General features: G+C 66.8%; 20 protein-coding genes and 2 pseudogenes. 14 read left to right on the forward strand and 8 right to left on the reverse strand.

Annotation, left to right across the window (positions count from 1 at the left end):
- The first annotated feature begins 164 nt into the window (after positions 1-164).
- The 4 genes from FJV41_RS04690 (at position 165) to FJV41_RS04705 (ending at position 4,921) form a co-directional block, all read left to right on the forward strand.
- Positions 165-965 carry a DUF3014 domain-containing protein gene (locus tag FJV41_RS04690; RefSeq protein WP_141641194.1) on the forward strand — a complete coding sequence of 267 codons (801 nt, stop codon included), beginning with the start codon at positions 165-167 and terminating at the stop codon, positions 963-965.
- 113 nt (positions 966-1,078) lie between these two features.
- Positions 1,079-3,193: a two-component system sensor histidine kinase NtrB gene (locus FJV41_RS04695; protein ID WP_141641195.1), complete on the forward strand. Its 2,115-nt coding sequence runs from the start codon at positions 1,079-1,081 to the stop codon at positions 3,191-3,193.
- Complete coding sequence (locus FJV41_RS04700; RefSeq protein WP_141641196.1) at positions 3,183-4,544, forward strand: sigma-54-dependent transcriptional regulator; 1,362 nt, start codon at positions 3,183-3,185, stop codon at positions 4,542-4,544. The genes FJV41_RS04695 and FJV41_RS04700 overlap by 11 nt, the downstream gene beginning before the upstream one ends.
- Positions 4,545-4,555: 11 nt before the next feature.
- On the forward strand, positions 4,556-4,921 hold the full coding sequence (locus tag FJV41_RS04705; protein ID WP_141641197.1) for an OmpA family protein: 366 nt from the start codon (positions 4,556-4,558) through the stop codon (positions 4,919-4,921).
- A gap of 319 nt (positions 4,922-5,240) precedes the next feature.
- On the opposite strand, the gene FJV41_RS04710 is transcribed toward FJV41_RS04705, so the two are convergent.
- Together FJV41_RS04710 and FJV41_RS04715 are read right to left on the reverse strand one after the other, a co-directional pair.
- Positions 5,241-5,594, reverse strand: coding sequence for a DUF2019 domain-containing protein (locus FJV41_RS04710; RefSeq protein WP_141641236.1), 354 nt, complete (start codon positions 5,592-5,594; stop codon positions 5,241-5,243).
- Positions 5,594-6,772, reverse strand: a complete 1,179-nt coding sequence (locus tag FJV41_RS04715) for a hypothetical protein (protein WP_281291375.1) — start codon at positions 6,770-6,772, stop codon at positions 5,594-5,596. Before FJV41_RS04715 ends, FJV41_RS04710 begins: the two co-directional genes overlap by 1 nt.
- Before the next feature lie 755 nt (positions 6,773-7,527).
- On the opposite strand from FJV41_RS04715, the gene FJV41_RS04720 reads away from it, so the two are divergent.
- Positions 7,528-7,923, forward strand: a complete 396-nt coding sequence (locus FJV41_RS04720; RefSeq protein ID WP_141641198.1) for a hypothetical protein — start codon at positions 7,528-7,530, stop codon at positions 7,921-7,923.
- Positions 7,924-8,222: 299 nt separating this feature from the next.
- Complete coding sequence (locus FJV41_RS04725; RefSeq protein ID WP_281291377.1) at positions 8,223-8,873, forward strand: twin-arginine translocation signal domain-containing protein; 651 nt, start codon at positions 8,223-8,225, stop codon at positions 8,871-8,873.
- Here the strand turns inward: FJV41_RS04725 and FJV41_RS52055 are convergent.
- Positions 8,857-9,120: a hypothetical protein gene (locus FJV41_RS52055; RefSeq protein ID WP_181790390.1), complete on the reverse strand. Its 264-nt coding sequence runs from the start codon at positions 9,118-9,120 to the stop codon at positions 8,857-8,859. The two genes, FJV41_RS04725 and FJV41_RS52055, sit on opposite strands and share 17 nt — an antisense overlap.
- Positions 9,121-9,341: 221 nt before the next feature.
- On the opposite strand from FJV41_RS52055, the gene FJV41_RS04735 reads away from it, so the two are divergent.
- The 3 genes from FJV41_RS04735 (at position 9,342) to FJV41_RS04750 (ending at position 15,641) form a co-directional block, all read left to right on the forward strand.
- The gene (locus tag FJV41_RS04735) at positions 9,342-10,802 is read left to right on the forward strand and encodes a DUF7481 family protein (RefSeq protein WP_141641200.1); all 1,461 of its coding nucleotides are present in this window, start codon (positions 9,342-9,344) and stop codon (positions 10,800-10,802) included.
- A 197-nt stretch (positions 10,803-10,999) separates the two neighbouring features.
- Entirely contained in the window at positions 11,000-12,442 is a 1,443-nt protein-coding gene (locus tag FJV41_RS04740) for a DUF7481 family protein (protein ID WP_141641201.1), read from the forward strand.
- Positions 12,443-12,929: 487 nt separating this feature from the next.
- Positions 12,930-15,641 carry an apiosidase-like domain-containing protein gene (locus tag FJV41_RS04750; RefSeq protein WP_141641202.1) on the forward strand — a complete coding sequence of 904 codons (2,712 nt, stop codon included), beginning with the start codon at positions 12,930-12,932 and terminating at the stop codon, positions 15,639-15,641.
- A 180-nt stretch (positions 15,642-15,821) separates the two neighbouring features.
- On the opposite strand, the gene FJV41_RS04755 is transcribed toward FJV41_RS04750, so the two are convergent.
- Together FJV41_RS04755 and FJV41_RS53465 are read right to left on the reverse strand one after the other, a co-directional pair.
- Complete coding sequence (locus FJV41_RS04755; RefSeq protein WP_141641203.1) at positions 15,822-16,355, reverse strand: autotransporter outer membrane beta-barrel domain-containing protein; 534 nt, start codon at positions 16,353-16,355, stop codon at positions 15,822-15,824.
- Between the two features lie 506 nt (positions 16,356-16,861).
- Positions 16,862-17,014 (reverse strand): annotated as a pseudogene (locus tag FJV41_RS53465) (acetyl-CoA C-acyltransferase); the annotation flags it as partial.
- Positions 17,015-17,174: 160 nt separating this feature from the next.
- Here FJV41_RS53465 and FJV41_RS04765 point away from each other — a divergent pair.
- Entirely contained in the window at positions 17,175-18,266 is a 1,092-nt protein-coding gene (locus FJV41_RS04765) for a hypothetical protein (protein ID WP_246136989.1), read from the forward strand.
- Between the two features lie 49 nt (positions 18,267-18,315).
- On the opposite strand, the gene FJV41_RS04770 is transcribed toward FJV41_RS04765, so the two are convergent.
- Positions 18,316-18,513: a transposase gene (locus FJV41_RS04770; RefSeq protein ID WP_141641204.1), complete on the reverse strand. Its 198-nt coding sequence runs from the start codon at positions 18,511-18,513 to the stop codon at positions 18,316-18,318.
- 190 nt (positions 18,514-18,703) lie between these two features.
- Here FJV41_RS04770 and FJV41_RS04775 point away from each other — a divergent pair, with 190 nt between their 5' ends.
- Positions 18,704-19,993 carry a serpin family protein gene (locus FJV41_RS04775; protein ID WP_141641205.1) on the forward strand — a complete coding sequence of 430 codons (1,290 nt, stop codon included), beginning with the start codon at positions 18,704-18,706 and terminating at the stop codon, positions 19,991-19,993.
- Between the two features lie 158 nt (positions 19,994-20,151).
- Here the strand turns inward: FJV41_RS04775 and FJV41_RS04780 are convergent, their stop codons facing one another.
- Positions 20,152-22,218 carry a hypothetical protein gene (locus tag FJV41_RS04780; protein WP_181790392.1) on the reverse strand — a complete coding sequence of 689 codons (2,067 nt, stop codon included), beginning with the start codon at positions 22,216-22,218 and terminating at the stop codon, positions 20,152-20,154.
- A 550-nt stretch (positions 22,219-22,768) separates the two neighbouring features.
- On the opposite strand from FJV41_RS04780, the gene FJV41_RS52060 reads away from it, so the two are divergent.
- The 3 genes from FJV41_RS52060 to FJV41_RS56970 all read left to right on the forward strand — a co-directional run bounded on the left by FJV41_RS52060 (position 22,769) and on the right by FJV41_RS56970 (position 26,104).
- Positions 22,769-22,942 carry a hypothetical protein gene (locus FJV41_RS52060; RefSeq protein ID WP_174486033.1) on the forward strand — a complete coding sequence of 58 codons (174 nt, stop codon included), beginning with the start codon at positions 22,769-22,771 and terminating at the stop codon, positions 22,940-22,942.
- Positions 22,943-23,095: 153 nt separating this feature from the next.
- Positions 23,096-25,567, forward strand: a complete 2,472-nt coding sequence (locus FJV41_RS04785) for a carboxylesterase family protein (RefSeq protein WP_141641207.1) — start codon at positions 23,096-23,098, stop codon at positions 25,565-25,567.
- Positions 25,568-25,843: 276 nt separating this feature from the next.
- Positions 25,844-26,104 carry an IS66 family transposase gene (locus tag FJV41_RS56970; protein ID WP_181790394.1) on the forward strand — a complete coding sequence of 87 codons (261 nt, stop codon included), beginning with the start codon at positions 25,844-25,846 and terminating at the stop codon, positions 26,102-26,104.
- Here FJV41_RS56970 and tnpA read toward each other — a convergent pair.
- A pseudogene (gene tnpA, locus FJV41_RS56975) lies at positions 26,027-26,221 on the reverse strand (IS66 family insertion sequence element accessory protein TnpA); the annotation flags it as partial. The gene FJV41_RS56970 and the pseudogene tnpA overlap by 78 nt on opposite strands.
- Positions 26,222-26,498: the final 277 nt, after the last annotated feature.

Here is a 26,498-nt window from a genome sequence, read left to right on the forward strand (position 1 = left end):
CAATCCGCCAGGGTGGCGCGCGGAACGCCATGCTCGCGTGGCTTGCGAGCGGGCGCGCTGACGGCTCCGGGAGCACACGCTCCCGAGTGAAGCCTCGCCGCCCACCCTGTCCCCTTCCCGCTGGCATCACCGCTGCAATCCCTGGGTCCGGTCGCGGAGGACACATGGACAACGACGGCGGTGCGATGGTGAAGCTCGAACGGGGCGCGCTCTGGGGTTGGGGGCTGGTGATTCTGGTCGCGGCGGTGCTCGCGGGAGCCGGGGTCTGGCACGGCCTGCTCCATGGAGCGCCCGACACGCCGACCGTCGTCGTCGCCCAGGCGCCCGTGGTGCCCTCGGTGGTGGACCGGGCTCCGGATGCGCCCCTGCCGCCCACGGCGGAGGTCGACGCGCTCCTGCGCTCGCGGCTCTCGGGGGCCTCGTCGATGTCGCAGTTCGGCGCCTGGCTGCGGGAGGCGGACCTCCTGCGCCGCTTCGTCGCCGTGGTGTCCAACATGGCCAGCGGAGAGAGCCCTCGGGCCGTGGTCGCCTTCCTGGCGCCGTCCGGGGACTTCCAGGTGAGCAGCACCCGCGACGGCCGCACGCTCGTCGGGAAGAAGGGGTACACCCGGTACGACACGCTGGGCCGGGTGGTGGGCAGCCTCGACTCCACGGTGCTCGTGGACACCTGGCGCGAGGTGCACCGGCTGGCCGAGCGGCTCCACCAGGAGAGCGCGCCGCCGGGCAGCTCCCTCGAGGCGACGCTCCGACGGGCCTTTGAGCAGGTGCTTGCGGTGCCGGTGCTCGACGGGGACGTGGAGGTGGTGGCGAAGGGCGCGCTGTACGTCTACGCGGACCCCGCGCTGGAGGCGCTCACGCCCGCGCAGAAGCACCTGTTGCGGATGGGTCCGACGAACCTGCGCCACATCCAGGGCAAGGTCCGCGAGGTGTCGCAGAAGCTCAACCAGCAGGCCTCGAGGCCCTGAGGCTCCGCCAGCCCCCCGAGTGGGCCTCCGACGCGACGAGCCGGTTCCTGGGGAGGGAGCCACCTGACGGGCTTCCCCCACCCCCTCGCGCCGGGATGTTGGTATCTGCCCTCATGCGCTCCTCCCTCCTGCCAGTCTTGCTGCTGTGCACGGCGCTCACCGGCGTCATCGGCGGCGCCGTGTATTTCATCCAGCGGGACAGGCAGGCGCTGGTGGACCAGTTCGCCCGCGAGCGACAGGCCCAGCTCCAGGAGGCCGCGCGAGGGGTGTCCGAGGCGCTGGAGGACGTGGGCGAGGACCTGCGCTTCACGGGTGAGTTGCTGTCCCAACCGGGCACGGCCGAGGAACACCGTCGCGAGCTGCGCGCGCTGTTGGAGGCCGTGGGGCAATACAAGGCCATCGTCGTCTTCGGGCCGGATGGAAAGGAGCGGCTGCGGCTTTTGGACAAGCGCACGGGCGCGTCGCTCGCGAAGCAATACCCGGCGGAGGAGCTGGCCCGCACCGCGAGGAGCGTGCTGGAGGGAGCTTCGGGTCACATCGCGTCCTCGCCTCCGCTGTCCGGGGATTCGACGGGGTGGCTGCGGGCCTTCGCCACCTCGCTGCCCGAGGATGCTCCTGGGGGTGGCGGCGCGGTGGTGGTGCTGGTGGACGCCGAGCCGCTGTTCGCGCCGCTGAAGCTGCTCACCGCGGAGAGCGACACGCATCTCTTGTTGCTCGGCGCGCATGGAGCGCCCACCGCGCTGAGCGCGCCGACGCTGGCGGCTCGCTATCAGGGGCTCGCCACGGATGTCCGTGGCACTCCGGGGCTCGCGGCGCTGTCACGGCGCATGCTCGCGGGTGAAGCGGGTTCGCTGGTGATTGAGCGGACGGAGGCGGTGGGGTTGGGATTGGGAGACGCGGAGGTGGTGGCGAGCTTCGTGCCGGTGCGCATCAAGAACGGCGCGCTGTGGCCGCTGGCGACACTGTCCTCCACGCGAGGGCTGCGCTCCCATGAGCGAAGCCTGGTGCTGCGGTTGTCCTTCGCGGCGTTCCTGTTCTCGTCCTTCCTCATCGCGTTCGGTGTGTATGTGGTGCTGGCGCGCAGCCGCGCCGTGGCCCTCCAGGAGAGCCTGCGCCACGCGAGTCGACTGGCCCACCTGCACGACAAGACACAGAAGATTCTCGACCACATCCCCACGGGCGTGCTGGCCCTGTCGACGACGGGACGCATCACCTCCGCGAATCGCGCGCTGAGCACGAAGATGCCGCCGGATGTGGTGGGCTCGACGCTGGCGGCGGCGTTTCCGCAGGCCCACGCGCCCGTCATCCAGCGGCTGGAGGAGCTGGTGAACGCTGCGGGCGGCGACAACCGCGTGCGCAGTCTGCACGGCGAGCCGCTGCGGCTGTTCGCGGAGGAAGGACAGTACAACGTCCACGCGGTGCCCCTGGAGCCGCACCAGCCCGACGTCCGCACGCTGTTGGTGCTGGAGGACCTGAGCAACCTGCGCGCGCTGGAGGGGCAGTTGCTGCGCGCGGAGAAGCTGGCGACGGTGGGCGTGCTGGCGGCGGGAATCGCGCATGAGATTGGCACCCCGCTGGGTGTCATCCGGGGCCGCGCCGAATACGTGCAGGACAAGCTGGGCCCCGAGCACCCGCAGTCCGCGGGGCTGGGGACCATCGTCGAGCAGATAGACAGGGTGAGCCGCACCATCCGGCAGTTGCTGGACTTCTCGCGGCTGCAGCCCGCCGAGTCGCGGGCGGTGACGCTGCCGTCCGTGGTGAAGAGCGTGCAGGAGCTGCTGCGCGTCGAGACGGAGCGGCGGCGCGTGGTGCTGAGCATGGACGTGTCGCAGCCGTTGCCCGCGTTGGCGGCGGACTCGGACCAGCTCCAGCAGGTGCTCGTCAACCTGCTGCTCAACGCGTGTGATGCGTGTGAGCCGGGGGGACGGGTGCGACTGACGGCGACGCCGGGCGAGGCGGATGCGTCGGGGGCCTGGGGTCGGGTGCGCATCACCGTGGAGGACGACGGGTGCGGCATCGCCGCGAGGCATCTGCATCAAGTGTTTGATCCATTCTTCACCACCAAGAAGCGCGGACTGGGCACGGGCCTGGGGCTGACCATGGTGGCGCACATTGTCCGGAACCATGGCGGGCGCATCGAGCTGGACAGTGCACCCGGTCAGGGGACGCGTGTGATGCTGCAATGGCCCGCCGCGGCCCCCGCGCGAGAGGAGCAACATGTCGGTTAGAGCCCGGGTTCTCGTCGTCGATGACCACGTCGAGATGGGACAGATGCTGCGCGAGCCCTTGTCCGATGCGGGTTACGCGGTGGATGTGGCCTCGGGAGGCGCGGATGCCATCGCGCAGCTTCGCGCCGGAGTGTACGACGCCGTCATCTGTGATTTGCGCATGCAGGACGTGGATGGCTTCGACGTGCTGGAGACGGCGCGCAAGCTGGACCCGGACCTGCCGGTGCTGATGATGACGGCCTTCGGCGGCGTGGAGAACGCCGTGGAGGCGATGAAGCGAGGGGCGTGGCACTACTTCGCCAAGCCCTTCCGGCTGGATGAGGTGCGGCTGTACGTGGGCCGCGCGCTGGAGGAACGGCGGGTGCGCTCCGAGCACCGCACACTGAAGCAGCAGGCGGAGGACCGGGGCCGGCTGGGGGCGATGGTGGGTCGCAGCGCGGCGATGCGGGCGCTGTATGCGCTGGTGGAGCGCGTGGCCTGGTCCAGCGCGCCGGTGCTCGTGCGGGGTGAGAGCGGCAGTGGCAAGGAGTTGATTGCCCGGGCCCTGCACTTCGAGGGCACGCGTCGCGCGGGTCCCTTCGTCGCGGTCAACTGCACCGCCCTGCCTCACTCGCTGCTGGAGAGCGAGCTGTTCGGCCATGTGAAGGGGGCGTTCTCCGGAGCAACGAGCGCGAGGCGCGGTCTCTTCGTGGAGGCGGATGGGGGCACGCTGTTCCTGGATGAAATCGGGGACATGGCGCCGGAGCTGCAAGCGCGGCTGTTGCGAGTGCTGGCGGAGGGCGAGGTGCGGGCGGTGGGGGCGGACGGTTCGCGGATGGTGGATGTGCGGGTGGTGGCCGCGACGCACCAGGACCTGGAGGCCCGGGTGAAGGAGGGCCGATTCCGGGCAGACCTGTTCTATCGGCTGAATGTCGTGACGTTGCAGGCGCCGCCGCTGCGGGAGCGACCCGAGGACATTCCGGCGCTGGCCGAGCACTTCCTCGAGCAGGCTCGGGCGCGGAATCCAAGGTCTCCGGTACAGCGCTTCGCGCAGGAGGCGGTGTCGGCTCTGTGTGCGCAGCGCTGGCCCGGGAATGTGCGAGAGCTTGAGAATCTGGTGGAGCGGCTGGTGGTGCTGGGGACCCGGGACACGGTGGACCTGGAACAGCTTCGCCCACACGTCAGCGAGGGCGGCGCGGAGGAACACCCGTTGTTGGAGGCGCAACGGGAAGTCATTCCCCTGCGCCGGCTGGAAAGCGAGTACATCGCCTGGGCCGTCGCGCGGTGCGGCGGGAACAAGACGCGAGCGGCGGAGCTGCTCGGGATTGATGTCTCCACCATCCACCGTCGGGAGCGGTCGGAAGGCAAATAGCCAGAGGTACCATGACCGAGCCCTCAGACACGGACCTGCTCCCCCTGGCCCTGGAGCCTGTCTATTTCGAGCTCGACTCGACGACGCTGCGTCCCGAGTTCCGTGACACGTTGACGCAGCTCGCGGACGCGCTGCGCAAGAGGCCCCAGGCACGGGTGAACATCACCGGGCACACCTGTGATCTGGGGACGACGGAGTACAACCTGGCCCTCGGCCAGCGCCGTGCTTCCGTGGTGAGGGATTACCTGCGGCGACTGGGTGTGGAGCCTGCGCGGTTGTCGACGCTGTCGTTTGGAGAGGAACGGCCGCTGTCGACGACGGAGCTGGAGAAGAACCGGCGCGCGGAGCTGATGGTTTCGACGGAGTGGATGAACTGAGCTGGGGGCTTGGGCGGGCTGGTCGCCCATATCCAGGCAGGGTCGCCTTGCCTCGCGATTTTCCTGGGACTTTGGACCTCCGCCATCCCGCCCCGTCCCGTCCCGCCAGATTCCCCCAGGAAGGGGCTCTATGGGGGCAATGGGCATGTCCCCTTCTAGCGCTCGAACCCGCCCGCGCTGTGGAGCCGGAGGGAGGGCGACTCGGGTCCCCCACTCTTCTACGGTCGGGGCTGAAACGGCTTCAATTGTCCAGCTCGGTCCAGCAAGCTCTCGTACCGCTCAGCGAGCACCACATGCGCCGGGTGCCACGCTGCTGATGCTATTCTGGGTCCAGTGCCCAGGTTCCTTCCTCCCACCGCTTGAGGGCTTCCTGTGCCTCAAATGGAATGAGCCCCTCGCCCTTTGCAGCCTCTTCGAGAACGGCCTTGGCTTCCGCCGTCTTGTGGCGGAGCAGGAGAGCAGCAGCAGCGGTTCTCACGTCCATCCGTGGATCAGCGAAGAGCGTTGCCAGTGCATCGCGGCCCGCGTCGCCGTGTGCCCTGAGACGATCAAACGCCGCGAGAGATTTGTCCGCATGCTTGTTCCCGGTTCTGGCGTCTCCACGCATGACCGCCTCGGTCTGCGCGACAGTGTGGTGCGCAAACTCCCCAACCAGTTTTCCAAGCTCGTCCATCACCAAGCGCCTTTCCGGACGTTGTCGAGAGCCCGCAACCCGAAATCCCTTTGAGCCTCGAGCGACTGACTACGCAACCAGTCTCGTACAGTCATCGTCCTAGACCCAGTCACTCGATACCGAATCGACGAATAGAACGCGCTGACCTTGGTGTGAAGATCCTTGTCAAGCGCGACGATGTTCTCCGTGTTGTGGATCGACTTCGGGCCGAACCGCGCCACGTTGCCATCCGTCTGCTCGACGATGTGATGCCACTCCTTCCCTGGTCCCGCTGGTCCCATCGCCCGCTTGAAGGACTTGAACGACGAGTAAGCTTTCCCGCCAGTGGGCGATGTCGAACCTGAACTGCCCCCTTCGCCCGCTCGCTGGAGGATGATAGCCGCTCCCGGCCCGCCACTCAGCACCGCCGCCGCGTGTCCCACCGGCACCGCAACACGTTCCATCGCGAGCGCGCCCTGGGCCGAGAGCGACAGAACCGGCACTTCCGCCATAGCGAGCGCCGCACCTTGAAGCGCGCGCGTTGTGGCAGACACCGTGCCCCACGTGGCGATGATGTTCGTCACCAGCTTGGAGACGGCCTGAATCTGCTCGCCGCGCGTCATGTACTGGAAGCGTTCCAGGTACTCAGGCGACGAAGCCAGCAGCGCAGCCACGGCAACAGGCATCTGTCGGAGCGCCGCGAGGTTGTCAGCGGGCGACGTCGAGAAGAACTGCCCCACCGCCAGAGCCAGCCCGACGAATGCCTCTTCGGCCCCATCCAGCGTGCGGCTGATGACGTCGGCATCGTCGTGGACATCCGCGATTGCGAAGCCGTTGACCTCCCTCAGCTCGTCGTCCAGCAAACGGAAGACGCCCGTGCGCCCATTGTAGAAGCGACCCAGCTCGAAGCCGTGCGCGCGGAAGGTTCCATCTTTCCACTCCACTGGAGCCACTCGCTGCTGCGTCAGGCCACTGCGCACCCAGGCCAGGCACCCGTCAGGCCGGAGCACTGCCAGATGATTGAAGCGCTCGGCTCGCCGCACCAACTCGGCGCGCGACACCTCGCCCGCGTCCAGCACCTCACGCAGCATGAAGCCCACCGCGACTCGGGCCGGAAACTGCCCCAGCGTCACGTCCTTGCCCGTCAGCGCCTCCAGCAGCCGCGCTGCATGTGTCGGCGTGAGCGAACTGCCTGCCACGGGACGCTCGTCTCGGTCCTCCAGCCCCGCGTCGCGAAGCAACGCATCGAACGCATCGCTCCTCTGTCCTCGGGAATGCCGAGCCTCCGTTTCCCCTTCCCCGAGTCGTGCGGAACGCTGCTGGAAAGTGCGCCTGCGCGTCGAGGGTTCAACGCCAGCGCATCCCGTGACGAAGAGAACGGCGCACAGTATCCAGCGGACAGCACGCATTCCGCACCCCCATGCCTCTCTTCAAGGAAGGCACGTGGGCTCAATGCTGGCATTCCTGTCTGACAAGATGGCAGGTAACCGACAGCGCGGCGGAATGTTACAACGTCACCCAGACATGCCTCGAAGCGGAACCTGTCCACGCGAATGAGACAGAGCATTCGTGAGATGACTGCGCGGCCTGCTGTGAGGTGGAGAGCCGCGCGGGGTCGTTTATACAGACAGTGTTCGGCAGCGCCTGAGGTTTGGGAGGGCCGCGTGGAAAGCGCTCGGGGGGTCCACCGACGCGGGTGACGCTCACACGCCACCGTGGTTCGGGGTGACGCGCGGGACTCGAGGAGGACCCGGGGCCGCCAGGGCATCCGCGGCCCCATGTTCCCGGTGTTCTCCCATGTCCATTGGAGTTGCGCGGATCGCCCGGCTTTTCGGGCTTGAATCCGAGTGCTCGAACGCGGGCGAGGAACCCGTTAGGGTGCGCCGCCATGCGATGCGACCACTGCTCCCGGTCCGAGACGACGGTCTTTGTTGAGCTGCACCACAACGTAGGCATGTTGTTCGCGCGTCGCTCCCATACGACGGCCGCCGACCTGTGCCGGGCGTGTCTGGGCAAGGCGTTCTGGCACCACACGCTGCGCAACGTCACCCTGGGCTGGTGGGGCACGATTTCCTTCTTCGTGACCTGGTACTACCTGCTGTCCAACATCGTCACCTACGTGCAGGCCCGCGCGGAGATGGGACGCTCGCGCCGGCGCGCGGCGCCCGTCGTCAAGGAAGCCCGTGGCGCGGACGCGCTGCGAATCCTCCAACCCTTCGAGCACAACATCCGCATGCAGCTGCGCATGGGAGATGACCCCTCCGCCATCGCGCGCGACATGGCCCGACTGCATGGCGTGGAGGCCTCCGCCGCCCAGGCCTACGTGGAGCAGCTCCGCGCCGCCGCTTGAGGCACGGAGCCGCCAAGGGCGACTCCGTACGCTCTTGAATCAAGACCAGCCCCCCTGTTGGCACAATCACTGCCTCGGAGGGGCACGGCTGTCGGGTTCCAGACAGACGCCATGGGAATGCCCAGGGCCCGGACGTGCCACTCATTAAGATGCAAACCGATTGCATGACGGCGGTCGGAACGGCATGCAAGGGCAGGCTGCTTTGCATGAAGTCGATTCAGGCTCGAGGCGGCCCCCGTTTCCGACAAGGCCTCTTCGAGCCCGAGAGGACTCGTATGCATCAATCAAACAGGCCTTCGATGAACAGGCGGAGCTTTCTTCGCGCGGGCGCGGTGTTGGGCATGGGCGCCGGCGGGATTCTCCCCGTGCGGCCGTCCAATGCATGGGCCGCCGAGGGGAGTGACCTCCCGGCCCAAACCGGTCCCTACGGCGTCCCCCCTTCGCCCGGGCGCGGCTATCAGACGCGCCCACGGATTGATCTCAATCCGTTCAACACCGTGTACGAACCTCCAGGCATCATCCAGGGCGTTCCTCCGGCGAGCCCAGACTTGATGACCCAGCCGCGGGTTGTCTCGTTGGATGGCGAAACCAAGGCAAGCAACCGGCAGGTGCGTTTTCGCAACACCTACGGTTCATTCATCTGGATTTGCATCGCGTTCCCCGCGACCGCCAGCTGTGGGGGCTCGCTGGGGGGGCACCTGACACGCGGGTGGTGGGGAATCGGCCTGAATCAGGAGGTCCATGTCCTCACGACGCAGGAATCGTGGGTCTACTTCATGGCCGAGGCCGATGACGGAGCAGGCTGGGGCGGGGACGCGCTCACCGCGTGTATCCCTGGGGACGGGAGGGCTTTCGACCACTGCAAGGAAATCTGCCTGTTTGGCGACCGAAGGGTCGGGATGAGGGCGAGGACCTTCTCGGCCGACGTTGTCATCACCCTGGGCCGGTGATGGCGCACCACCGGGCATCCCGCGACAGTCCACCCTTGGGCGTCAGGCGCCCTGGGGTGGACGCAGCAGCACCTTGAGGAAGCAGACCCTCGGGCGCCCGGACCGCATCCAGGAGCGCGGTCCGTGCCCGCGCGAAATCGCCCAGCTGGAAGTACATGTCACCGATGGCCGTGCGGACCCACGTGGTGGCCTCTTGGTCCAGCCACGGCTCGGGGATCCGCTGGAACGCGGTCTTGAAGGACCGCAACGCCGCCCCGGGTCCCCCTCCTCCGCGAGTGCGTCTCCCTCCGCGCAGAGCGCATGGATGCGCTCGTGAATCGAGCAGGGACATGCGGGCGACGGTGGCGCGGTTACATCCCAGTGACATCAACCTCTTCGAATCACGATAGGGAGACGAGGCCAGCCCGATCGCTGGCCGGGCGCTGCCGGCATACCGCGCCCCGTATCGACTCATACGAGGGGAACATCATGGGGCGCATCTATACCGGGCTGGTCCTGTCCGCACTCTGGGGAGCGGGCTGCGGCGATACGACGGAGCCCGTGGCGACGGAGCCCATCGAGCGCCACGTGGACGGCTCACGGCTCAAGGCCCAGGTCATCTCCACGAGCGATGGCCTGCGCTGGTTCCAACGGGTCTACGACAGCCAGCGACAGGCAACGTGTTTCTGGCAGAAGGCCGCGCCCGATGGTGCCTACTACTGTGTGGACGACGGCGTGGGCCTGGTGTCCCGGGGTGGCTCGCATTTCAGCCACGACGATGAATACACCGACGCCGAGTGCACCGACCCGCTCGCCGACCTCTTCCAGCCGCCGGGGCCGAACACCTTCATCAGGAGGTCAGATGACCCCTGCGAAGGGCTGCAACGCTTCCACTCCGTGGGGGAGCCCTGGACGGGGGCCTTCTACCGCCGGAACCAGGACGGGGACTGCGTCCGGGAACCGCTGGGCCACTCCACCCACTACCGGATAGGCCCCGAGCTGGTGACCGGCGACCACTTCGTTCGAGGGACCCTGCGGGAGAAACAGAGTGGCGGGGGCATCAAGGCCTACGTCATCGCGGGCGAGGATGGGTCGGAGACCTTCGAGTCGCTCCAGGACACCACCCACGACACAAACTGCGTCGTCAACCGGGCGCGTGACGGGAGGCTTCGATGCCTTCCGAGCAGCGAACCCAGGGGCTGGCTCGCCTCCGTCTCGGTGGACCCGACATGCACCGAGCCCGCGCTCACGACGTTCACCCCCCGCCCCTGCACCCGGCCTCGATTCTCGCTGATGAGCGACGGGGACGATGCGTGCTCTCCGAACTTGAAGGTCATCGCGGTTGGAGAGGAAGTCACCCAGGTCTACGCGCCCGCCAGTGCAGTCGACCCCACGTGCCGGCCGCTCACACCTGGGCCACGGGAGGGCCGCTACTACCGGGCGGGCGCGGAACTTCCCGCCACGAACTGGCCCGAGGCGAAGGAGATCGACCTCAAGGCGCATGGCCGACTCATCGTGCGCGGCGCGGAGGTGGCAGGGGCGGTGAAGGTTCCCGCCAGGCTCTTCGACACACAGTTGGGGACGGAGTGCTTCTTCAATCCGGACCCCTCGGGCACGGAACGCTGCTTCCCCGCGGGCCACGGCATCGACCTCAAGCTCGGATACTTCGCGGATGCCGCATGCACGACGCGGGTGTCCCCTGTCTTCCCCGCGCCCTGCACTGTCGGCGGGTACGCCGTCTTCGTGGACTTCGCCCAGGGCCCTTGGCTGCGGTACCGCGCCTTCCATCTGGGCCCCCAGCACGAAGGCCCCGTCTATGTCGTCCAGGCGGACGGTGCCCAAGCGGGAAGGTGCGCGGAGCTGGAGGGGCCGACGCCCGCGTCCGTGTATGAGGTTGGGGCGGAAATCGAGGCGACCTCGCTCGTCGAGGGGACTGAATCGATGAATTGAGGGATGCCGACTTCAGGCTCGGGGAGGCCGTTGCCTTCCGCACGGAAGTCAAGAAGAGGCCCCTGTTGGTTGGCCATTACGCCCGGCGGGTTGCCATCACCTCTCCTCGGCACGATAAAGGACGGATGCCGGCTCGAGCGCTGGCTGGGCGCGGCCGTCATGCCACGCCCTGTATCGACTCATTCGAGGAGAACATCATGGGGCGCATCTATACCGGGCTGGTCCTGGCCGCACTCTGGGGAGCGGGCTGCGGTGATACGACGGAGCCCGTGGCGACGGAGCCCATCGAGCGCCACGTGGACGGCTCACGGCTCAAGGCCAGGGTCCTCTCCACGAGCGATGGCTTGCGCTGGTTCAAGCAGCTCTATGACAGCCAGTTCCAGACGCCCTGTACCTGGCAGAAAGCGGCGCCCGATGGGGCCTACTACTGCGTAGCCTCCGACACGGGCAACATCACGGACGCCGAGGACAGCCGCCTCCAGGGCTACACCGACGCCAACTGCTCCATCCCCCTCGCCCACTTCTCCAGCCCACCGGGCCCGAACACCCTCATCTCGAAGACGGATGGCACGTGTGGTGGGCTTCAACGCTTCCACTCCGTGGGGGAAGTCTGGGGAGAGAGCTACTTCCAGCGGGACTACAACGGAGATTGCATTCGGGAAGTGATGTTCGCCTCCGAACTCTACCGGGTGGGACCCGAGGTGGCCGCCAGCGACTACCTCGTTCGTGGCGTCCTTCAGGAGAAGCAGAGCGGCAGGGGCATCAAGGCCTACACCATCAAGGGCGAGGATGGCTCGGAGAGCTTCCAGTCGCTCCAAGACACCACCCGCGATACGGAATGCACCGTTCGGTTGGCGCGTGACGGGACACTTCGCTGCTTGCCGTCGGGTGAGTCGACAGGCGCGAGCGCCTCCGCCTCGGTAGACCCGGCGTGCACCGAACCTGCATTCGCGACGACCTCCTACCTCTTCTGCACCGCGCCGCGCTTCGCGGTGTATGCCAATCCGGAAGAGACGTGCCCTTCGGGTCTGCATGTCGTGGCTGTCGGCGAGGAAGTCAGCCAGGTCTATGGTTCCCTCGGTGAAAACAACCCCGGGTGCCAGCCTCGGCCGCCTCAGCCACGGTACGTCCGCTACTACCGGGCTGGCGCGGAGCTTCCCGCCAGGAATTGGGTCGAGGCGAAGGAGGTCGACCTCAAGACCCATGGCCGACTCACCGTGCGCGGCGTGGAGCTGGGAGGGGCCGTGAAGGTGCCCACCCAGATTGTCGATACGCAATTGGAGACGCGGTGTACGTTCAGGTCGGACCCCGCGGGCACGCTTCGCTGCTATCCAAGCCAACACTTGATCAACCTCGAGCCCGGATATTTCGCGGATGCCGCATGCACGACACCGGTGTCCCATGTCTACCCTGAGTCCTGCACCGTCGGCGCTTACGCCGTCTACATTGACGAATCGCAGGGCTTTCCTGGAAAGAATCGTGCCTTCCATCTAGGCCCCAAGCACGAAGGCCCCGTCTACGGCAGAAATCTGGCCGGCCAGTGCTTGACGTGGCGTTTCACTCCGTCGGAGCCCTTGTATGTGGTTGGGGCGGAGCTCGATGTGACGTCACTGGTCCAGGGCACTGATTCGATGGAGTAACAGGCACCTGTGGGAAGCGCGGGCCCCCGGTGCGCCGGAGCGGCTGTCACGAGCGGAGGACGGCCGCATCGCCTATCGGATGAAGCACCCACTGCCGGACGGCACCACGCATGGGGCTGCCCTCGGTCGGGCGTCACCGCGCAGGACTTGTCCGGGGGGCCCCGCTGCTGAAAAACACCCCGTAAAGTTCCAGGAAAGTCTGGCGGGCCTCATGCGTAGAGCCCCCACACTCTCGACGAAGGTGTTGCGCGAATGCGGTTCGACAGGAAGGTCATCGACGCCTGCCAGGTGATTCCCTCCGTGCCGACCTCCAGAGGAGCGTGGGCCGCACTCACCGCACGATGAGCACCACGGACTGGACGACCCCTCGTCCAGACGTGATGCCCCTCCGCGATTTCGCGGGGGTTCCTTCCCGGTTCGCGCACGACAGGGTGCCTCATTCCAGCCGCGAAGCCGGTTCGCTGGCTGGGTTACTCGGAGTTGTTTCATGAGCTCATGGACATGCAGTCCCAATGACGTTGGCGTTTCTGAATCGGGCCGCCCTGCCCGCCTTCTACGGATGGCCCTGCTCGGCGCCATCTGCTCGGTGATGACAGCCTGTTCGGCGCAGGTCGAAACTTCAGGCGACGCCGTTGCTCTCGACACCACGAGCCAGAAGAGCATCGGACCTACCTTCACCTTCCCGCTGAAGGTCAGCGCCAACCAGCGCTACCTGGTCGACCAGAACAACGTCCCGTTCCTCGTGAACGGATTCAATCCCCAATCCATCGTCACCGGAGTCGACCCCGCAGACTTCAATACCATCTTCGCCACCAAGGCCAGCCAGGGCGTCAACGCCGCGGATGTCTGGTTGATTCAGGACTACTCCAAACCGGACTCCTCCACCTGGGACGGCATCAAGCCCTTCACCGGGACGCTCGCCCAGACTTGCGACTATGGCCCTTGCTGGGACTTGAGCACGCCGAACGAGGCCTACTTCGCCCGGGTCGATGCCCTGGTGGCGGCCGCCAACCAGAACAACATCGTGCTCTTCACGACGCCCATCGACGGTCCCGTCGGCTTCCACGAGACCCTCGTCGCGAATGGAACGACACGGGCGAACCAGTACGGCCAGTATCTCGGCAACCGCTACAAGAACCACCACAACATCGTCTGGTGGATGGGCGGCGACTACTTCGATGTCGACGTCAATGACAAGGCGCGCATGGCCGCGGTGGCGAGCGGCATCAAGAGCACGGACACCGTCAAGCCGAAGCTCTTCGTGCTCCAGCTCGCCCCCACCACCGGGACCAGCTCCCTGGATGGCGACTGGTCGGTGTGGGGAGGCCTTGTCACCCTCAGCGGCGTCTACAACTACAACGCGGCCTACTACAAACAGCACGTTGACTATGGGCGAACCCTGCCGGCGATCATGCCCAGCTTCCTGATGGAGCCCAAGTATGAAGACGAAGGAGTGACTGGGCGAGACACCCGGAAGGTCGCCTGGTGGTCCATCACCTCCGGCTCCGTCGGCACTCTCTACGGGGCGTCTCATGAGTGGCAACTGGGGGCGCCGTTCCCCAACAAGTCCCTGCTCAACAACCCGACGCACCCAGGCGCAATCTTCATGCAGCACTTGCGGACCTTCTTCGATGGTCCCGGTGGGTTCAACTGGTGGGACCTGGTCCCCGACCGAGGGCCTGGTGACCCGGTCAACGGGAGCACCATCGTGACCCAGGGCATGTGCACCAGCGGGAGCAACAGCACCAGCTGCTATGGCAACAACGCCGTCCGGACCAACTATTACGCGACGACCGCGCGGACCTCCAACGGGTCGGCGGTGGTCATCTACATCCCGTCGTCCCGCACCGTCCGCGTGGACATGACGAAGCTGTGCGGCACCTCCACGGTCAAATGGTTCAACCCCACCAACGGTGCGTACACGACCGTCGGCACCAGTTTCGCCAACACCGGGACCCAGGACTTCACCACGCCTCCGTGGACCACGAGCCACCAGTCGAACTGCGACGACGCGGCTCCGCAGTCCACCACCTGCAACGACTGGGTGCTCACGCTCAACACCAATGCCCCATGCAGCGGCGCCGTGGCGCCGACCACGACCACCTCGGCGGCCAGCAATGTCGGCGCATCAGGCGCCTCGCTCAACGGCTCGGCCAACCCCCATGGAGCGCAGAGCACGGGCTGGTTCCGGTACAGCTCCACCCACCCCAGCAGCTGCGACGACACCTTTGGAACTCGCGCTCCCGCCACCGGTGGCGTGAGCCTGGGCAGCGGCGGCTCGACGCTCACGTACACCCAGCCGGTGACGGGGCTCGCGGCGAGCACCACGTACTACTTCTGTGCCATCGCCAGCAATCCGGTGGGAGTGACGCCCGCGAGCGCGGTGCTGTCGTTCACCACTTCAGCCGCGGGAGCCGCGCCAACCGTCGTCACCTCGGATGCGACCAGCGTCACTTCGAGCAGCACCACGTTGAACGGGGCGGGCACCCCCAATGGTGCCACGACCACCGGCTGGTTCCGCTACAGCGCGACCCATCCCGGAAGCTGCAACGACACCTTCGGGAGCCGCGCCCCGACCAGCGGCGGCGTCAGCCTTGGCGGCGGAAGCACCCCGGTCAGCTTCAATCAGCCCCTCACCGGCCTGACGGCTGGCACCACGTACTACTTCTGCGCGCTCGCCAGCAGCACCGACGGCACCGGCGTGGGTCAGGTGAACTCGTTCGTGACCAGCTCGAGTTCGTCAATCATCATCGGTGAGACGAACATCCTGTCGGGCACGGACTCGGGCCTCGCGGATCTGCTGGTCGGCAATCAGGTTGCGCTGACACAAACGGCCACGCTCCAGACCTTGAGAATCAACGTCAAGGCCCTGGGGACCTCGGCTGGCAACCTGACCCTGGCCGTCTATGACAGCCTCGCTGGTGGCGCGCCCGGCAGCCTCAAGGCGACGACAACGTCGTTCGTCCCCGTGGTCGGGTGGAATACCGTCAACGTCGTCACGCCGGTCTCCCTCCCGGCGGGTACCTATTGGCTCGTGGTGGGGTTGAACAGCGGCAGCACCGTCCTTGCCTATATCAACGGGTCGGGGACCGAGCGTTGGGTCAGCAGGACGTACGGCGCGATGCCTGTCACCTTCCCCACCACCGGCGTGACGCAGGGCGCAGGCCACTACTCGTTCAACGCGACGCTCACACCGTAGCGCCGCCGCGTTCTGGACGAGGGGGCGTAGCGGTACATCCGTCGAGGAGCGCCCGGCGAGGCTCCTCGACGTCGGAATCGACTACGAAGCGTCGCAACGAGCCTCGCGGCCTCAAGGTCGTCATCGAAGGCGCCCGCGTCCCACCCCGAGCCCTTCGGGCCTGAAGCCGCCGCCCGAGCGCTACAGTCGCGCCTGGAGCCGCACGCCGGGCATCACCCAGAACTCCAGGTCGGAGTTGGCGGGCATCGATGACGATGGGTAGCCGTCCGTTTTCATGGAGCGCCAGAAGTATGAGGACATGCTGCCCGTGACGTAGGGGCCCACGAGGAAGCGGCCGGCGAACGAGAAGTCGAGGCCGGCCTCGAGCCGCATGAGCTCGAATCCCGACTCGACGGTTGAAGTGTCCCCATACGCGAGGTGCTCATTCTGCATGTGACGCTGATAGCCCACGCCCGCCCCCAGCCAGGGGCTCCAGGGACTCTCCGGCGCGAACTGGTACTGCAGGCCCACGCCCAGGCGCAGCACGCCGCCGCGACACGACTCCTCCGAGCAGAAGCGCGAGTACCGCCCCACCCCGTACTGGCCATACAGGCCGAGGGAGAGGTGGGACGAGAAGAACCACGAGACATCCACCTGGGGCGCGATGAGACCCTCGAGGCCCATGGCCAGCCCCGAGGCCTCGGAGACCTTCTTCTTCGGGATGCCATAGGCCATCCGAACGCCCAGCCCCAGGTGAGAACCATCGGACAGCTGTGACGGAGCGGAGGCGTCCTGCGCGGCGGCACGCGGGCCCACGAGCGCGAGACAGCACAAGGCGAGCCCGAGGAACGGGCGACAAGAGCGAAGTGACAGGGAAAGGTCGGGCATGGGCAAGCGGAGGCAACTCCAAACAGGCACCCCGGCCGGGCCGCCGGCATCTCACGCGAACGCGTGCATCAATGCAAGCCAATACAGGCTCACGAATTTCTGAGGGGCGCCTGAGCCCCCGCGTGAACAGCCATGCGGCGGCGATGCAGGCACTGGGCATCGGGCCGGAGGTGCGCACCCAGCGCGGGCAGCAGGTGACGGCGATACCGGCCCCACGCTCGCGCTCACCATCGCGACGGACAGACGCGCCCGGAGTCCATCGCCGGCTTCGTCCGCCAGGACCAGGTGGAGGCAGGGGTGGGCTGGCTGCGAACGCACCTCGATGTGGCCGAAGGAGCGTCGCTCCGCCTGACTCAGAGCGCCCCGACGAACACTGAGTTGCCCTGCCCTCCTCCGATGAGGGCCGCCGCGATGCCGTACCGGCCACCGCGCCACGCGAGCTCGTAGACCAGCGTCAGGGAGAGATGAGCCCTCGCGGCGCCCGGCGGATAACCAACCGCGAGCGCACCGCCGTTGACATATCAGACAGCCCACGGCCGCGCCCCGCTGAGAGCCAGGACGCGGCGCGTGCCTCTCGCGCCTGAGATTGGGTGAGGAGAATCCGGGGGATTTGCCGTTCCAGGGAGTGACGGCGAATGGACGCCGTCGCCTACTGGAGCCTCCACCTTGAAATCATCCGTGTCCTGTCTCGCGCTGGCGCTCGCCAGCGCCGTCTGCCTCGTGTGCGTGACTCCCGCGCACGCCGAGCTGCCCCGGACGCCCCTCCCTGGTGAGCTGGCCCGCGTCGGAGACGCGGACAGCGCTGTCATCTGGCTGGCGGGCCAGAACGGTGACGTCGGCATGGCCGTCGTCGCGAAGTTCCCGCATCGCCCGCTCGTGGCGCCCCGCTTCTTCCTGAAGCACTCGGCGGAGGAGGTGTTCCTGGCCGTGGCGCCCGACGCCCAGCCCCTGCCGGCGGCCCTGCGGAGCCGCGAGAGCCTCACGCGCACCTCCTCGCAGAGAGAGCAGCTCCGGAGGGACAACGCGGCCGAGCTCGCCACGCTGCCCGAATCCTTCGCCGAGCAGTCCTCCTCCCTGGCGGGAAGCTGCACGGCGCAGCAAAAAACCTGGGCCGCATCCATCTATGGTGACCCCACGTGCGGGCAGCCTCCGGCAGGCAATCCCGTCTTCACCGCCACCGTGAGCGACTACTACTGCGAGGGCTGCGAGAACCCGCTCGGCAGCGACGAGCCCAACGCATGCACGCCGGACCTTCTCCCTTGCGACAGGGTCCGCCGCAATTCGACAAGCGTTCGTCTGCGCACCACCAGTTGGAATGGCCCGGTGACGTTCCAGCATTCGGGGCACTCAATGCACTTCGCGGTGCATAACTGCAGTGGAAACGGGCCTGTGACTTTCAACTTCAGCCGCACTGGCTGGTCGGGCAGCGGCAGCGTCCAGCTCGACCCCCTGGAGATGTGGAACATCAGGGCAGGGGATTTCTCTGCCGCCAACGCAGCGAAGAAGGTGACCATGGGCCAGTGGACCGTGGGCCGGCCCGAAAGCGGCTCCACCTATGACTTCAACGCCATGTCGGTGGATGCCAATTCGGGCGCGACGGATGCCATTACCGCGTGTGGGGACATCATCACCAAGTACAGCATGGAGGACCTCACCATTCCCGCCTGCCACGGCAATGCCGATGTCGCGCTCTGCAATGGAACAAACTGCAACAACGCCTGCTTCCATTGCTACGGGCCAAACGGCTGCCCCAACTAAGTGGCCTTTTGTACCGCACTGGATTGTTGAGACACCAGGCTGGTCGTAATCAGGCAGCTTGCTTCAGCATCAGCCCCCGCCGGGCCTGACCCGGCGAGAGGAAGCCGTAGTGATTCAGGAGCCAGTGCTCGGTGGACCGGCGGGCCCACTCCAACAGGGCCCGCCGGAGTTCCTCCACGGTGGAGAAGGTCCGAATCCAGAGCAACTCCTCCTTGAGGGTGCGGATGAATCGTTCGGCTCCCCGCATCAGCCATCACCCTCAACTTCGGTGAAACAGCAGCCACGGGATTTCCATCAAGAGGCGGGGACCTGTCCTCGAAAATCCGAGGAGCGCCGTCCCGCGCTGGGTGCAACCCATTGAAATCCCAGGCCGGAAGGATGCGCATGGCGCTTGCTTCTCAGGGCATTCCGCCGCACTCCGAAAGGACTGGACCCCGATGTCGTCGACCCCGCTGAAGGCTTGTGTATTCACCGCGCTGTTGGGATTGGCTGCCTGCCACTCCGACGTCCAGACGCCCATGGAGGACGAGACTCCGGCTCCCGGGGAGCTGGTGGCCTCCAACAAGGAACGGGTGGCGGCGCCTGTCGTCTCCGACGCCGACTTCGCCTCGCTCGTCGCGAGCAACACCGACTTCGGCGTGGCCATGTACCGGCAGGTGGACAAGCCCGGAGAGAATGTCGTCCTGTCTCCGCTCAGCCTCACCCGGGCCTTCAGTATGGTGTACGCCGGAGCGCGCGGTGACACCTCGGCGCAGATGGCGCGGGCACTCGGCTTCACGTTGCCTCAGGAGCGGCTGCATCCCGCGCTCAACCGATTGGACCTGGCACTCCAGGCCCAGGCGGGCCAGTCTCATGGCGACACCGGTGATGCGCCGACCTTCCGCACGGTGAATGCCCTGTGGAGCCAGCAGGGCTATCCCCTGGAGGCGTCCTACCTGGATGTGCTCGCCGAGCACCATGGCGCGGGTCTGCGCGCGGTGGACTTCGCCGCGGACGCGGACGGCGTGCGTCGCTCCATCAACGACTGGGTCTCCGGCAAGACGAACGGGCGCATCCAGGACCTGATTCCCGAGGGCGAGGTGCGTCCGGACACGCGCCTGGTCCTGGCCAATGCCCTGTACTTCAAGGGGAGCTGGCGTGCGCCGTTCATGCCCCAGGGGACCCGCTCGGAGCCCTTCCACGGGCTGGACGGAGCCACGACCCCTGTCCCCACGATGAGCACCTCCTGGCTCTTCCCCGTCGCGTCAGGTGATGGCTATGAAGCCATCGCGCTTCCGTACACGGGCCGCGCCTTCCGCATGCTCCTGGTCATTCCCGATGCGAATCGCTTCCAAGACGTGGCGCAGCGCCTGTCCGCCGCCTTCCTGGATACCGTGCGCGCGCAATTGAGGAACCAGCACGTGATGCTGAGCATGCCTCGCTTCGAAGTGAGCCAGTCGCTCTCCGTCGTCGACGCACTGAAGGCGCTGGGCATGGTGGATGCCTTCAGCACCCAGGCGGACCTGTCTGGCATCACCCGGCAGGAGCGGTTGATGCTCAGCGGCGCGCAACACCAGACCTTCGTGGCCGTGGACGAGCGCGGCACCGAGGCCGCCGCCGCCACCGCCATCGAGGGCGTCCCCGTGTCCCTCCCGCCGGAGTTCCGGGTGGACCGCCCGTTCTTCTTCTTCATTGAAGAGGTGGAGACGAAGAGCGTGCTCTTCCTGGGGCGAATCGTCAGTCCCTGAGGGACGCCGGACGACCCGCCCTGGCGGAGTCCAGCTCGTCGCGCCCTCCGGAGTGGCGAGCCTCTTCTCCAACTCGATGCCACGCACGGGAGGTGTGCCCCCAGACAACAAGGACACGGAGGAGGAACCCTCCGTGCCCTCGCGGAACCCCGGCAACCTCAGTCCAGCGTCAGCCGGAATGCCCCGGATTGGTAGGCATACCAGGGGTCGACCTTGACCACGACATGGTGGCTCCCCGAGAGCTGCGGCGTGAACTCGCCCACGGAGTTCACGGCCACCGGCTGGCCCATCGGGTCCAACACCTGGAACATCGAGTAGGCGCCCAGGACGTGGACCCGGCGCGGCTGACCTGCCACCAGGTCGGCCGCGAAGACATCCACGTCGTAGAAGGAATCCAACCCGGCCATGAACGACGATGGGAAGGTGATGACCGTGGCATGGGCCACGTCGTCCCCATGGTCATCCACTGCGGCCACCTCCAACCGAAGGTCATAGAAGGCCCCGACGAACGCCTGGTTGACGGTGACATAGATGGGCCCCGCCTCGACCGGATCGAAAAAGAACCGGGTAGGACCTCCATGGTGAATCCGACGCGCCGGCCCGTTGGGCGTCTCGAAGGTGAGATCGCACACCGTGCAGTACAAGTTGTAGAGGGTCTGGTCCTGCGCGTGGAAGACGAAGACATCCCGGTCCTGCTCGCGATGCCGCCAGCCCGTCGCGGTCTGCCCCGGCACCAGTACGGTCGCGCCCACTTGCGTGTTCGCGTGGTCGTCAGGCCCCATGTCGGTGGCCTCGATGACGTACGTTCCTGGGTAGCGGATGCCACCGGGATCAAGCTTCACCTCCAGGGTGTACTGCGCGTCCTCCGTGGCCTCATGAATCAGATGCCCGGAGTTCGAGGTCTGGAGCGACTGCCCCTGGGCATTCCTGAGTTGGAGGGACTGGGAACTCCCCGTGCCACTCGTGCGAAGGAAACGATAGATGCGCCCCGCCTGGACAGGGAACGTGAACACATCCACGTCCCCGCGCGTCTCCAGGTGGCCGTCGAGCGTCGTGGGGAACGCGATGGCCGTCGCCACGCCAGCCGAGTCCCCATGGTCATCCAGCCCCAGGTCCTCAAGGGCGCAGGTGTAGGGGCCGACGAAGTTGTCGTGAAAGAGTTCGACGGAATAGCCACCAGCAGCGGGCGCCTCCACGGAGACACTCGTGCTCCAACCCGACACATGGACCGAGCCCTCCACCGCCACCCCAGCGCCGTCACGGAGCAGGAGGCCAGGGCTCGGTGGCGCACTACAGGTGAAGCGATAGAGATGGTCCTGTACCGCCGAGAAGGTGAAGACATCCCGGTCCTTGGCATTCGACACCCTGCCGGTGAAGGGCGTGGGCGAAGGACTTAGCGGCGTGGCGAACTCCAGCACGTCCCCATGGTCGTCGGCCTCGAGGAAGTCGAGCTGGAGGGCGTAGGTACCATTGAGGAGCAAGGGCGCGTACCAGTCCGGGGTGACCTCTACGCTGTAGGTCCCCGGGTGCGTGGCATTGAAGACGGCTGCCTGGACCGTCGCTCCCGTGGCAGTCCCCACCGGCGAGGTGACATTCACCTTGCAGGGGTTCAGCGTCGTCGACTCGCAACGCACGCGATAGACGGCTCCCCGTGGAAGGGACAGCGAGAACACATCCCGGTCGAAGACATACTCAAGGACGCCCGTAGCAGCGGTCGCTGGGTTCCAGGGCGTCGCGGTGGCGGCCAGGTCCCCATGGTCGTCCAAACCCAGCTCGACGATTTCACAGGAGTAGGGACTCACCGTCACCGCGGGCCGGGAGGAGATGCTCAGGTACGTGGGCTCCGTGACCGCCACCTTGAAGTGGATGCCCATTCCAGGCGGCGCCCAGACCCCCTCGGTCTCCGCCCCCTGCATCTGGGCGTCAAAGCGGCGAAGGGTCCACTCCGAGAGCGGGCCGGAGAAGAGGCACTGGAAACGGTAGTAGCGCCCAGCCTGGGCGGTGAAGGAGAAGACGTCGTGGTCCCCGTCGAAGTCCAGGGCGCCCACGATGGGGCCGGCATGGGGATCGACAGGGGTGGCCTCCCACGGCACGTCTCCGTAGTCATCCTGGACCAGCGACCCGCGCGAGGTGGAATGGGAGGACAGGTCGGAGGACTCACCTCCACATGCAGCCAGCAGCAAGATGCAAAGACACGAGAAGAGGCGTCGCGATTGTAGCGGCATGATGGAACTCCGCGAAGAATTTCCGGCCCCGCCACGGACTATACATCACCAAGGGAGTGATTAGCGTCACATTCCGGGCGCAAATCCTGCCATCAAGGCCACGCGAAGGTTCCAGCCCCAATCAACTACCACTCCAGAGGAATCTTCCAGGCGACAAACACAGTCGCACTTCTGTCCGGCGAGTCGACCCGGAACGAGCCAGCCCCCTGCACCTTATCATCGCCGTTGCCATTGAAGTCACTGGCGTCTGAAATGACCGTCGCGCTCTCGACAGGGCCTTGCTGACTTCAATCCAAGACACCACTGAATGATGCCTCCGAGGAGCCTTCCTCCCTGCCCTCTCCGGACCACCGACACACGATTCGGGACCTGGCGCAAAGACGCGCGGCAGCACCAACGTGCCAGACGACGGACGGAATGGAGGAGATTCACGCACTGCCTGCCGAGTGTTCTCCAGGCATGAGGTCACACGCGCGGAGCCGGGGAATGAAGCTGAAGCAGCCTGGGCCGGACTCGGACGACCCTCGGGGGCGTCGGCTCGAGCCGACTGGTGAAGAACAAGGACCTCAATGGCCCCGCCTACAGCCCCGCCGTCGAGACCCAGATTGGCCGGTTGCGGTCGATGTATCACCTGCTGGGACTGCTCAACAGCGAGGTCGTGGCCCTGGACCGGCCGCTCTACGGCGACCTGGGCGAAGAGGCCGCGTGGCACTTCCTCCGCTGAGCCCGGACGGCGTCTCGAGGTCCGCGGGGGGCCACCTTTCCGGCAGCCTGGATACAGATACAGTGGTACTACGACAGCCAAAGGAACACGAAATTCATGTAAATATTGCTAGGCCTGGATACCATGAAGGCGAACCAAGGAGGGTTCTCCATCATGCGTATCTTCCGCCGGGCACTGCCCGGACTTCCCATGTTCGCGGTGGTCTCACTGCTCCTCCAGGTCTGGGGCGCCTCCGAGGCCGTCGCCGCCGAGCGGCGCTTCCTCGTCGACTTCGGTGACGGGCCCACCGCCACGCCGGGGTGGAACAATCTCCACTTCGGCTCCACGGGCTCATCGCTGAGCAACCTGGTGGACGCCACGGGCGTGAGCTCGGGGTTGTCGCTCCAGATAACGGACGGGTTCTGGCAGGGCTGGACGGGCGCCTACAACGGCGGGGGCACCACCGCGAGCACCGTCTATCCCGCGTCGGCCACGCGGGACACGTTCTTCATTGGCACCAACGAGGGGACGACGGACTCGCAGGCGCAGGTCCGCCTCTCCGGGCTGGCCATCAATGGCACCTACTCGCTGCGCTTCTATGCGTCGCGGATGGCGGGTGACACGGCGGACAGGACGACGCGCTACACGGTGGGCACGCAGGCGGTGGATCTGCAGGCGACCAACAACATCGACGGCGTGGTGCAGTTGACGAACCTGGTGCCCTCCAACGGGGCTTTGGACATCACCGTGACGATGAAGCCCGGCGCCATCTTCGGCTACCTGGGCGTGCTCGAGGTCATCGAGCAGGACGGCGGCGTGGTGGTGAATCAGCCCCCCGTGGTGAACGCCGGGGCCGACCGCACCGTGCCGCTGCCCACCAACACGGTGGCGCTCCAGCAGTCCTTCTCCGACCCGGAGGGACAGAGCATGACCTTCGTGTGGTCCCAGGTCTCGGGTCCCACCACGGCGCGGCTCTACCAGAACCCCTGGACCCCGCTCGTCGCGAGCAACCTGACGCAGGGGACCTACGTCTTCCGCCTCACGGTGACGGATGCCCAGGGCGCGAGCGCGTCCGATGACGTGAGCGTGTCCGTGGTGCCGAGTACGGGAAGCGGTACGCCCTTCCTGCGCACGCTCACCGAGAAGTCCGTCACGGCGGGCGGCAAGCTCATCCACTACTACGAGTCGCTGCCTCGCGGATACAACACGGACCCGAACCGCAAGTGGCCGGTCATCGTCTTCCACCACGGCGTCGGCGAGAAGGGCAGCACCCCGGAGTCGCTGCCGAGCGTGCTTGGCAACATGACGCTCGTCCGGGACAACCTGCCGTTGGAGTTCGCCATCAACGGAGTGAACGAGTCGTTCATCGTCATGATTCCGCAGCTCCACGGAAACTACGGCGACTGGCAGGACTTCTTCACCCAGGCGATGATCGACTCGGCCAAGGCGAATCTCCGCGCCGACGCGGACCGCGTGTACCTGATGGGCTTCTCGCTGGGCGCGTTCCACACCTGGAGCTTCCCGCAGCGCTCGGACGCGCACGCCCGCCAGATTGCCGCCATCGTTCCCTTCTCGGGCGGGCGCGTCTACAGCGTGAACGGCGTGTCGCAGGTCTGCCGGCTGGCCACCGAGGACGTGCCCGTGTGGGCCTTCCACGCGGCGGATGACGGCACGGTGCACGTGAGCTCGACGGACGCCGCGGTGAACGGCCTCAACGCCTGCTCCCCCGCGCCGGACCCGGCACCGCGCTACACGCGCCCCGCGACAGGGGACCATTGGATCATCGGCTCGGGCGCGTCCCCCACGCAGCCGGTGGCCAGCAACATCTACCACTGGATGCTCTCCCACCGGCGTGCCAGCACGCCGCCCCCGCCCGTCACCCAGCGCACCCTCACGCCGAGGGTGACCACGGTGCCCAAGCTCTGGAACGGGCAGATGGGGTACTACGAGTCGTTGCCGCGTGGGTATGACGCCGACCCGCTCCGTCGGTGGCCGCTGCTCATCTTCCTCCACGGCATCGGGGAGCGTGGCAATGGCACGACGGAGCTGTCCAGGACGCTGGCCAATGGCGTGCCCGCGCAGATCAACGCGGGGCACCCGCTGGAGTTCACCGTCAACGGGGTGACGGAGTCCTTCGTGGTGCTCGTCCCGCAGTTGAGCGAGAGCGGCTCGAGCTGGCATCCCTATCAAATCGAGCGCCTGCTCGACGTCGCGCAGGCCGGCTTGCGCATCAATCCCAAGCGCGTGTACCTGACGGGCCTGTCGCTGGGAGGCTTCGGTACCACCGCCTTCGTGGAGTTCTCGCTCGCGAACTCCCAGCGCATCGCGGCCATTGCCCCCACGGATGGTGCCCACTACGGCGGCATCATCTGGACGCCGGACCTGGACAACGTGACGACCGACGCGTGCCATCTCGCGCAGGCGGACGTGAAGGTCTGGCAGTTCTACGGGGCGAACGACAGCAGTTGGGGTCGGACGGCCACGGACTTCGTCGCGCGACTGAACGCCTGCTCGCCTCCGTCACCGACGGTGGTGACTCGCTACGAGAACGTGGGACATGCGGCCTACACCCGGGCCTACTACACGGACCACACGTATCACTCCCCGAACCTCTACGAGTGGTTGCTCGCTCAGCAGCGCCCGTAGGCGATGACGGGAGGCCCCCACTGCTCGCGCGGAGTGGGGGCCTCGGGTCCGAGGGAAGGTGACGCCGTCGTGAGTTGATTCGAGGTGGCCGGTCCACCCATCGGACTGGTCTCCCTCCCCGAGGTCGAGCGTGCGCGAAAACAGGAACCGGTCGTCCTGGACCTCCGTAAGCGACCGACGGCCGACGTCCTGAACTGGGGTGGACCTGCCGGTTCACTCCGGCATGCGACGACCCAGTCCGGATTCGAGCAGGAAAACCTCACCCTCAAAGAGCGCGTGGGCAGCATCGAATCCCAGCTCGCGCTCCTCCAGCGGACTGTCTTCGGAAAGAAGAGCGAGAAGCTCCCCCGCGTCGAAGACGAACTGCGCAAGGCCTCGGGCAACGCGCCCAGGCCTCGTGAAGCGACGCTGAAGGAGCGGCGGTTGAAGCGCGCGAACGTCACCCGTCGGTCGGCTACTGCTCACCTGCACTGGGAGCATGCGCACGGCTGGCTCGGCCTTGGTGCTCACCTGGCGCCGACGGCGGTAGACCCATGACTGCACCGTGCTCAGCCGCAACCCCCGGCGCCCGGCGAACTCCCGCTGCGTCAGCCCGCTCGCTTCGACCTCCTCCGCGACGCGCACCCACTCCGGCTTCTCAGCTCTCTTCAGCATCCGTCGAGGGATGACCTGCCACACTCATCCCGGCAACACCCCGCAGCACGTCGTCCGTCGGACGGATACGGCCAAGCGAGCGGGGGGCTGGTACGCGCGGGCGCTTCACGGACGCGCTGCGGCAGGAGGCACTCGCGGTGCTGGAGGCGCGCAAGGCTCAGGGCGCAAGCCAAGAGGGCGTGGCCGAGGAACGGGGCTGAGTCCCTGGACTCTCAGCCGCTGCAAGCAGCGGTCAGCGCGCGCAGGAGTGACTGTCGCCGCGTTTCAGCCGGTGCTC

Source organism: Myxococcus llanfairpwllgwyngyllgogerychwyrndrobwllllantysiliogogogochensis, assembly GCF_006636215.1.
Taxonomy (GTDB): Bacteria; Myxococcota; Myxococcia; order Myxococcales; family Myxococcaceae; genus Myxococcus; species Myxococcus llanfairpwllgwyngyllgogerychwyrndrobwllllantysiliogogogochensis.

What these genes read in the sequence shown, in the direction of transcription:
- FJV41_RS04690 (WP_141641194.1), top strand. Translation starts at nt 165, where the DNA reads ATGGACAACGACGGCGGTGCGATGGTGAAGCTCGAACGGGGCGCGCTC.
- FJV41_RS04695 (WP_141641195.1), top strand. Translation starts at nt 1,079, where the DNA reads ATGCGCTCCTCCCTCCTGCCAGTCTTGCTGCTGTGCACGGCGCTCACC.
- FJV41_RS04700 (WP_141641196.1), top strand. Translation starts at nt 3,183, where the DNA reads ATGTCGGTTAGAGCCCGGGTTCTCGTCGTCGATGACCACGTCGAGATG.
- FJV41_RS04705 (WP_141641197.1), top strand. Translation starts at nt 4,556, where the DNA reads ATGACCGAGCCCTCAGACACGGACCTGCTCCCCCTGGCCCTGGAGCCT.
- FJV41_RS04710 (WP_141641236.1), bottom strand. Translation starts at nt 5,594, where the DNA reads ATGGACGAGCTTGGAAAACTGGTTGGGGAGTTTGCGCACCACACTGTC.
- FJV41_RS04720 (WP_141641198.1), top strand. Translation starts at nt 7,528, where the DNA reads ATGTTGTTCGCGCGTCGCTCCCATACGACGGCCGCCGACCTGTGCCGG.
- FJV41_RS04725 (WP_281291377.1), top strand. Translation starts at nt 8,223, where the DNA reads ATGAACAGGCGGAGCTTTCTTCGCGCGGGCGCGGTGTTGGGCATGGGC.
- FJV41_RS04735 (WP_141641200.1), top strand. Translation starts at nt 9,342, where the DNA reads ATGGGGCGCATCTATACCGGGCTGGTCCTGTCCGCACTCTGGGGAGCG.
- FJV41_RS04740 (WP_141641201.1), top strand. Translation starts at nt 11,000, where the DNA reads ATGGGGCGCATCTATACCGGGCTGGTCCTGGCCGCACTCTGGGGAGCG.
- FJV41_RS04750 (WP_141641202.1), top strand. Translation starts at nt 12,930, where the DNA reads ATGAGCTCATGGACATGCAGTCCCAATGACGTTGGCGTTTCTGAATCG.
- FJV41_RS04755 (WP_141641203.1), bottom strand. Translation starts at nt 16,355, where the DNA reads ATGGCCTATGGCATCCCGAAGAAGAAGGTCTCCGAGGCCTCGGGGCTG.
- FJV41_RS04770 (WP_141641204.1), bottom strand. Translation starts at nt 18,513, where the DNA reads ATGCGGGGAGCCGAACGATTCATCCGCACCCTCAAGGAGGAGTTGCTC.
- FJV41_RS04775 (WP_141641205.1), top strand. Translation starts at nt 18,704, where the DNA reads ATGTCGTCGACCCCGCTGAAGGCTTGTGTATTCACCGCGCTGTTGGGA.
- FJV41_RS04780 (WP_181790392.1), bottom strand. Translation starts at nt 22,218, where the DNA reads ATGCCGCTACAATCGCGACGCCTCTTCTCGTGTCTTTGCATCTTGCTG.
- FJV41_RS04785 (WP_141641207.1), top strand. Translation starts at nt 23,096, where the DNA reads ATGCGTATCTTCCGCCGGGCACTGCCCGGACTTCCCATGTTCGCGGTG.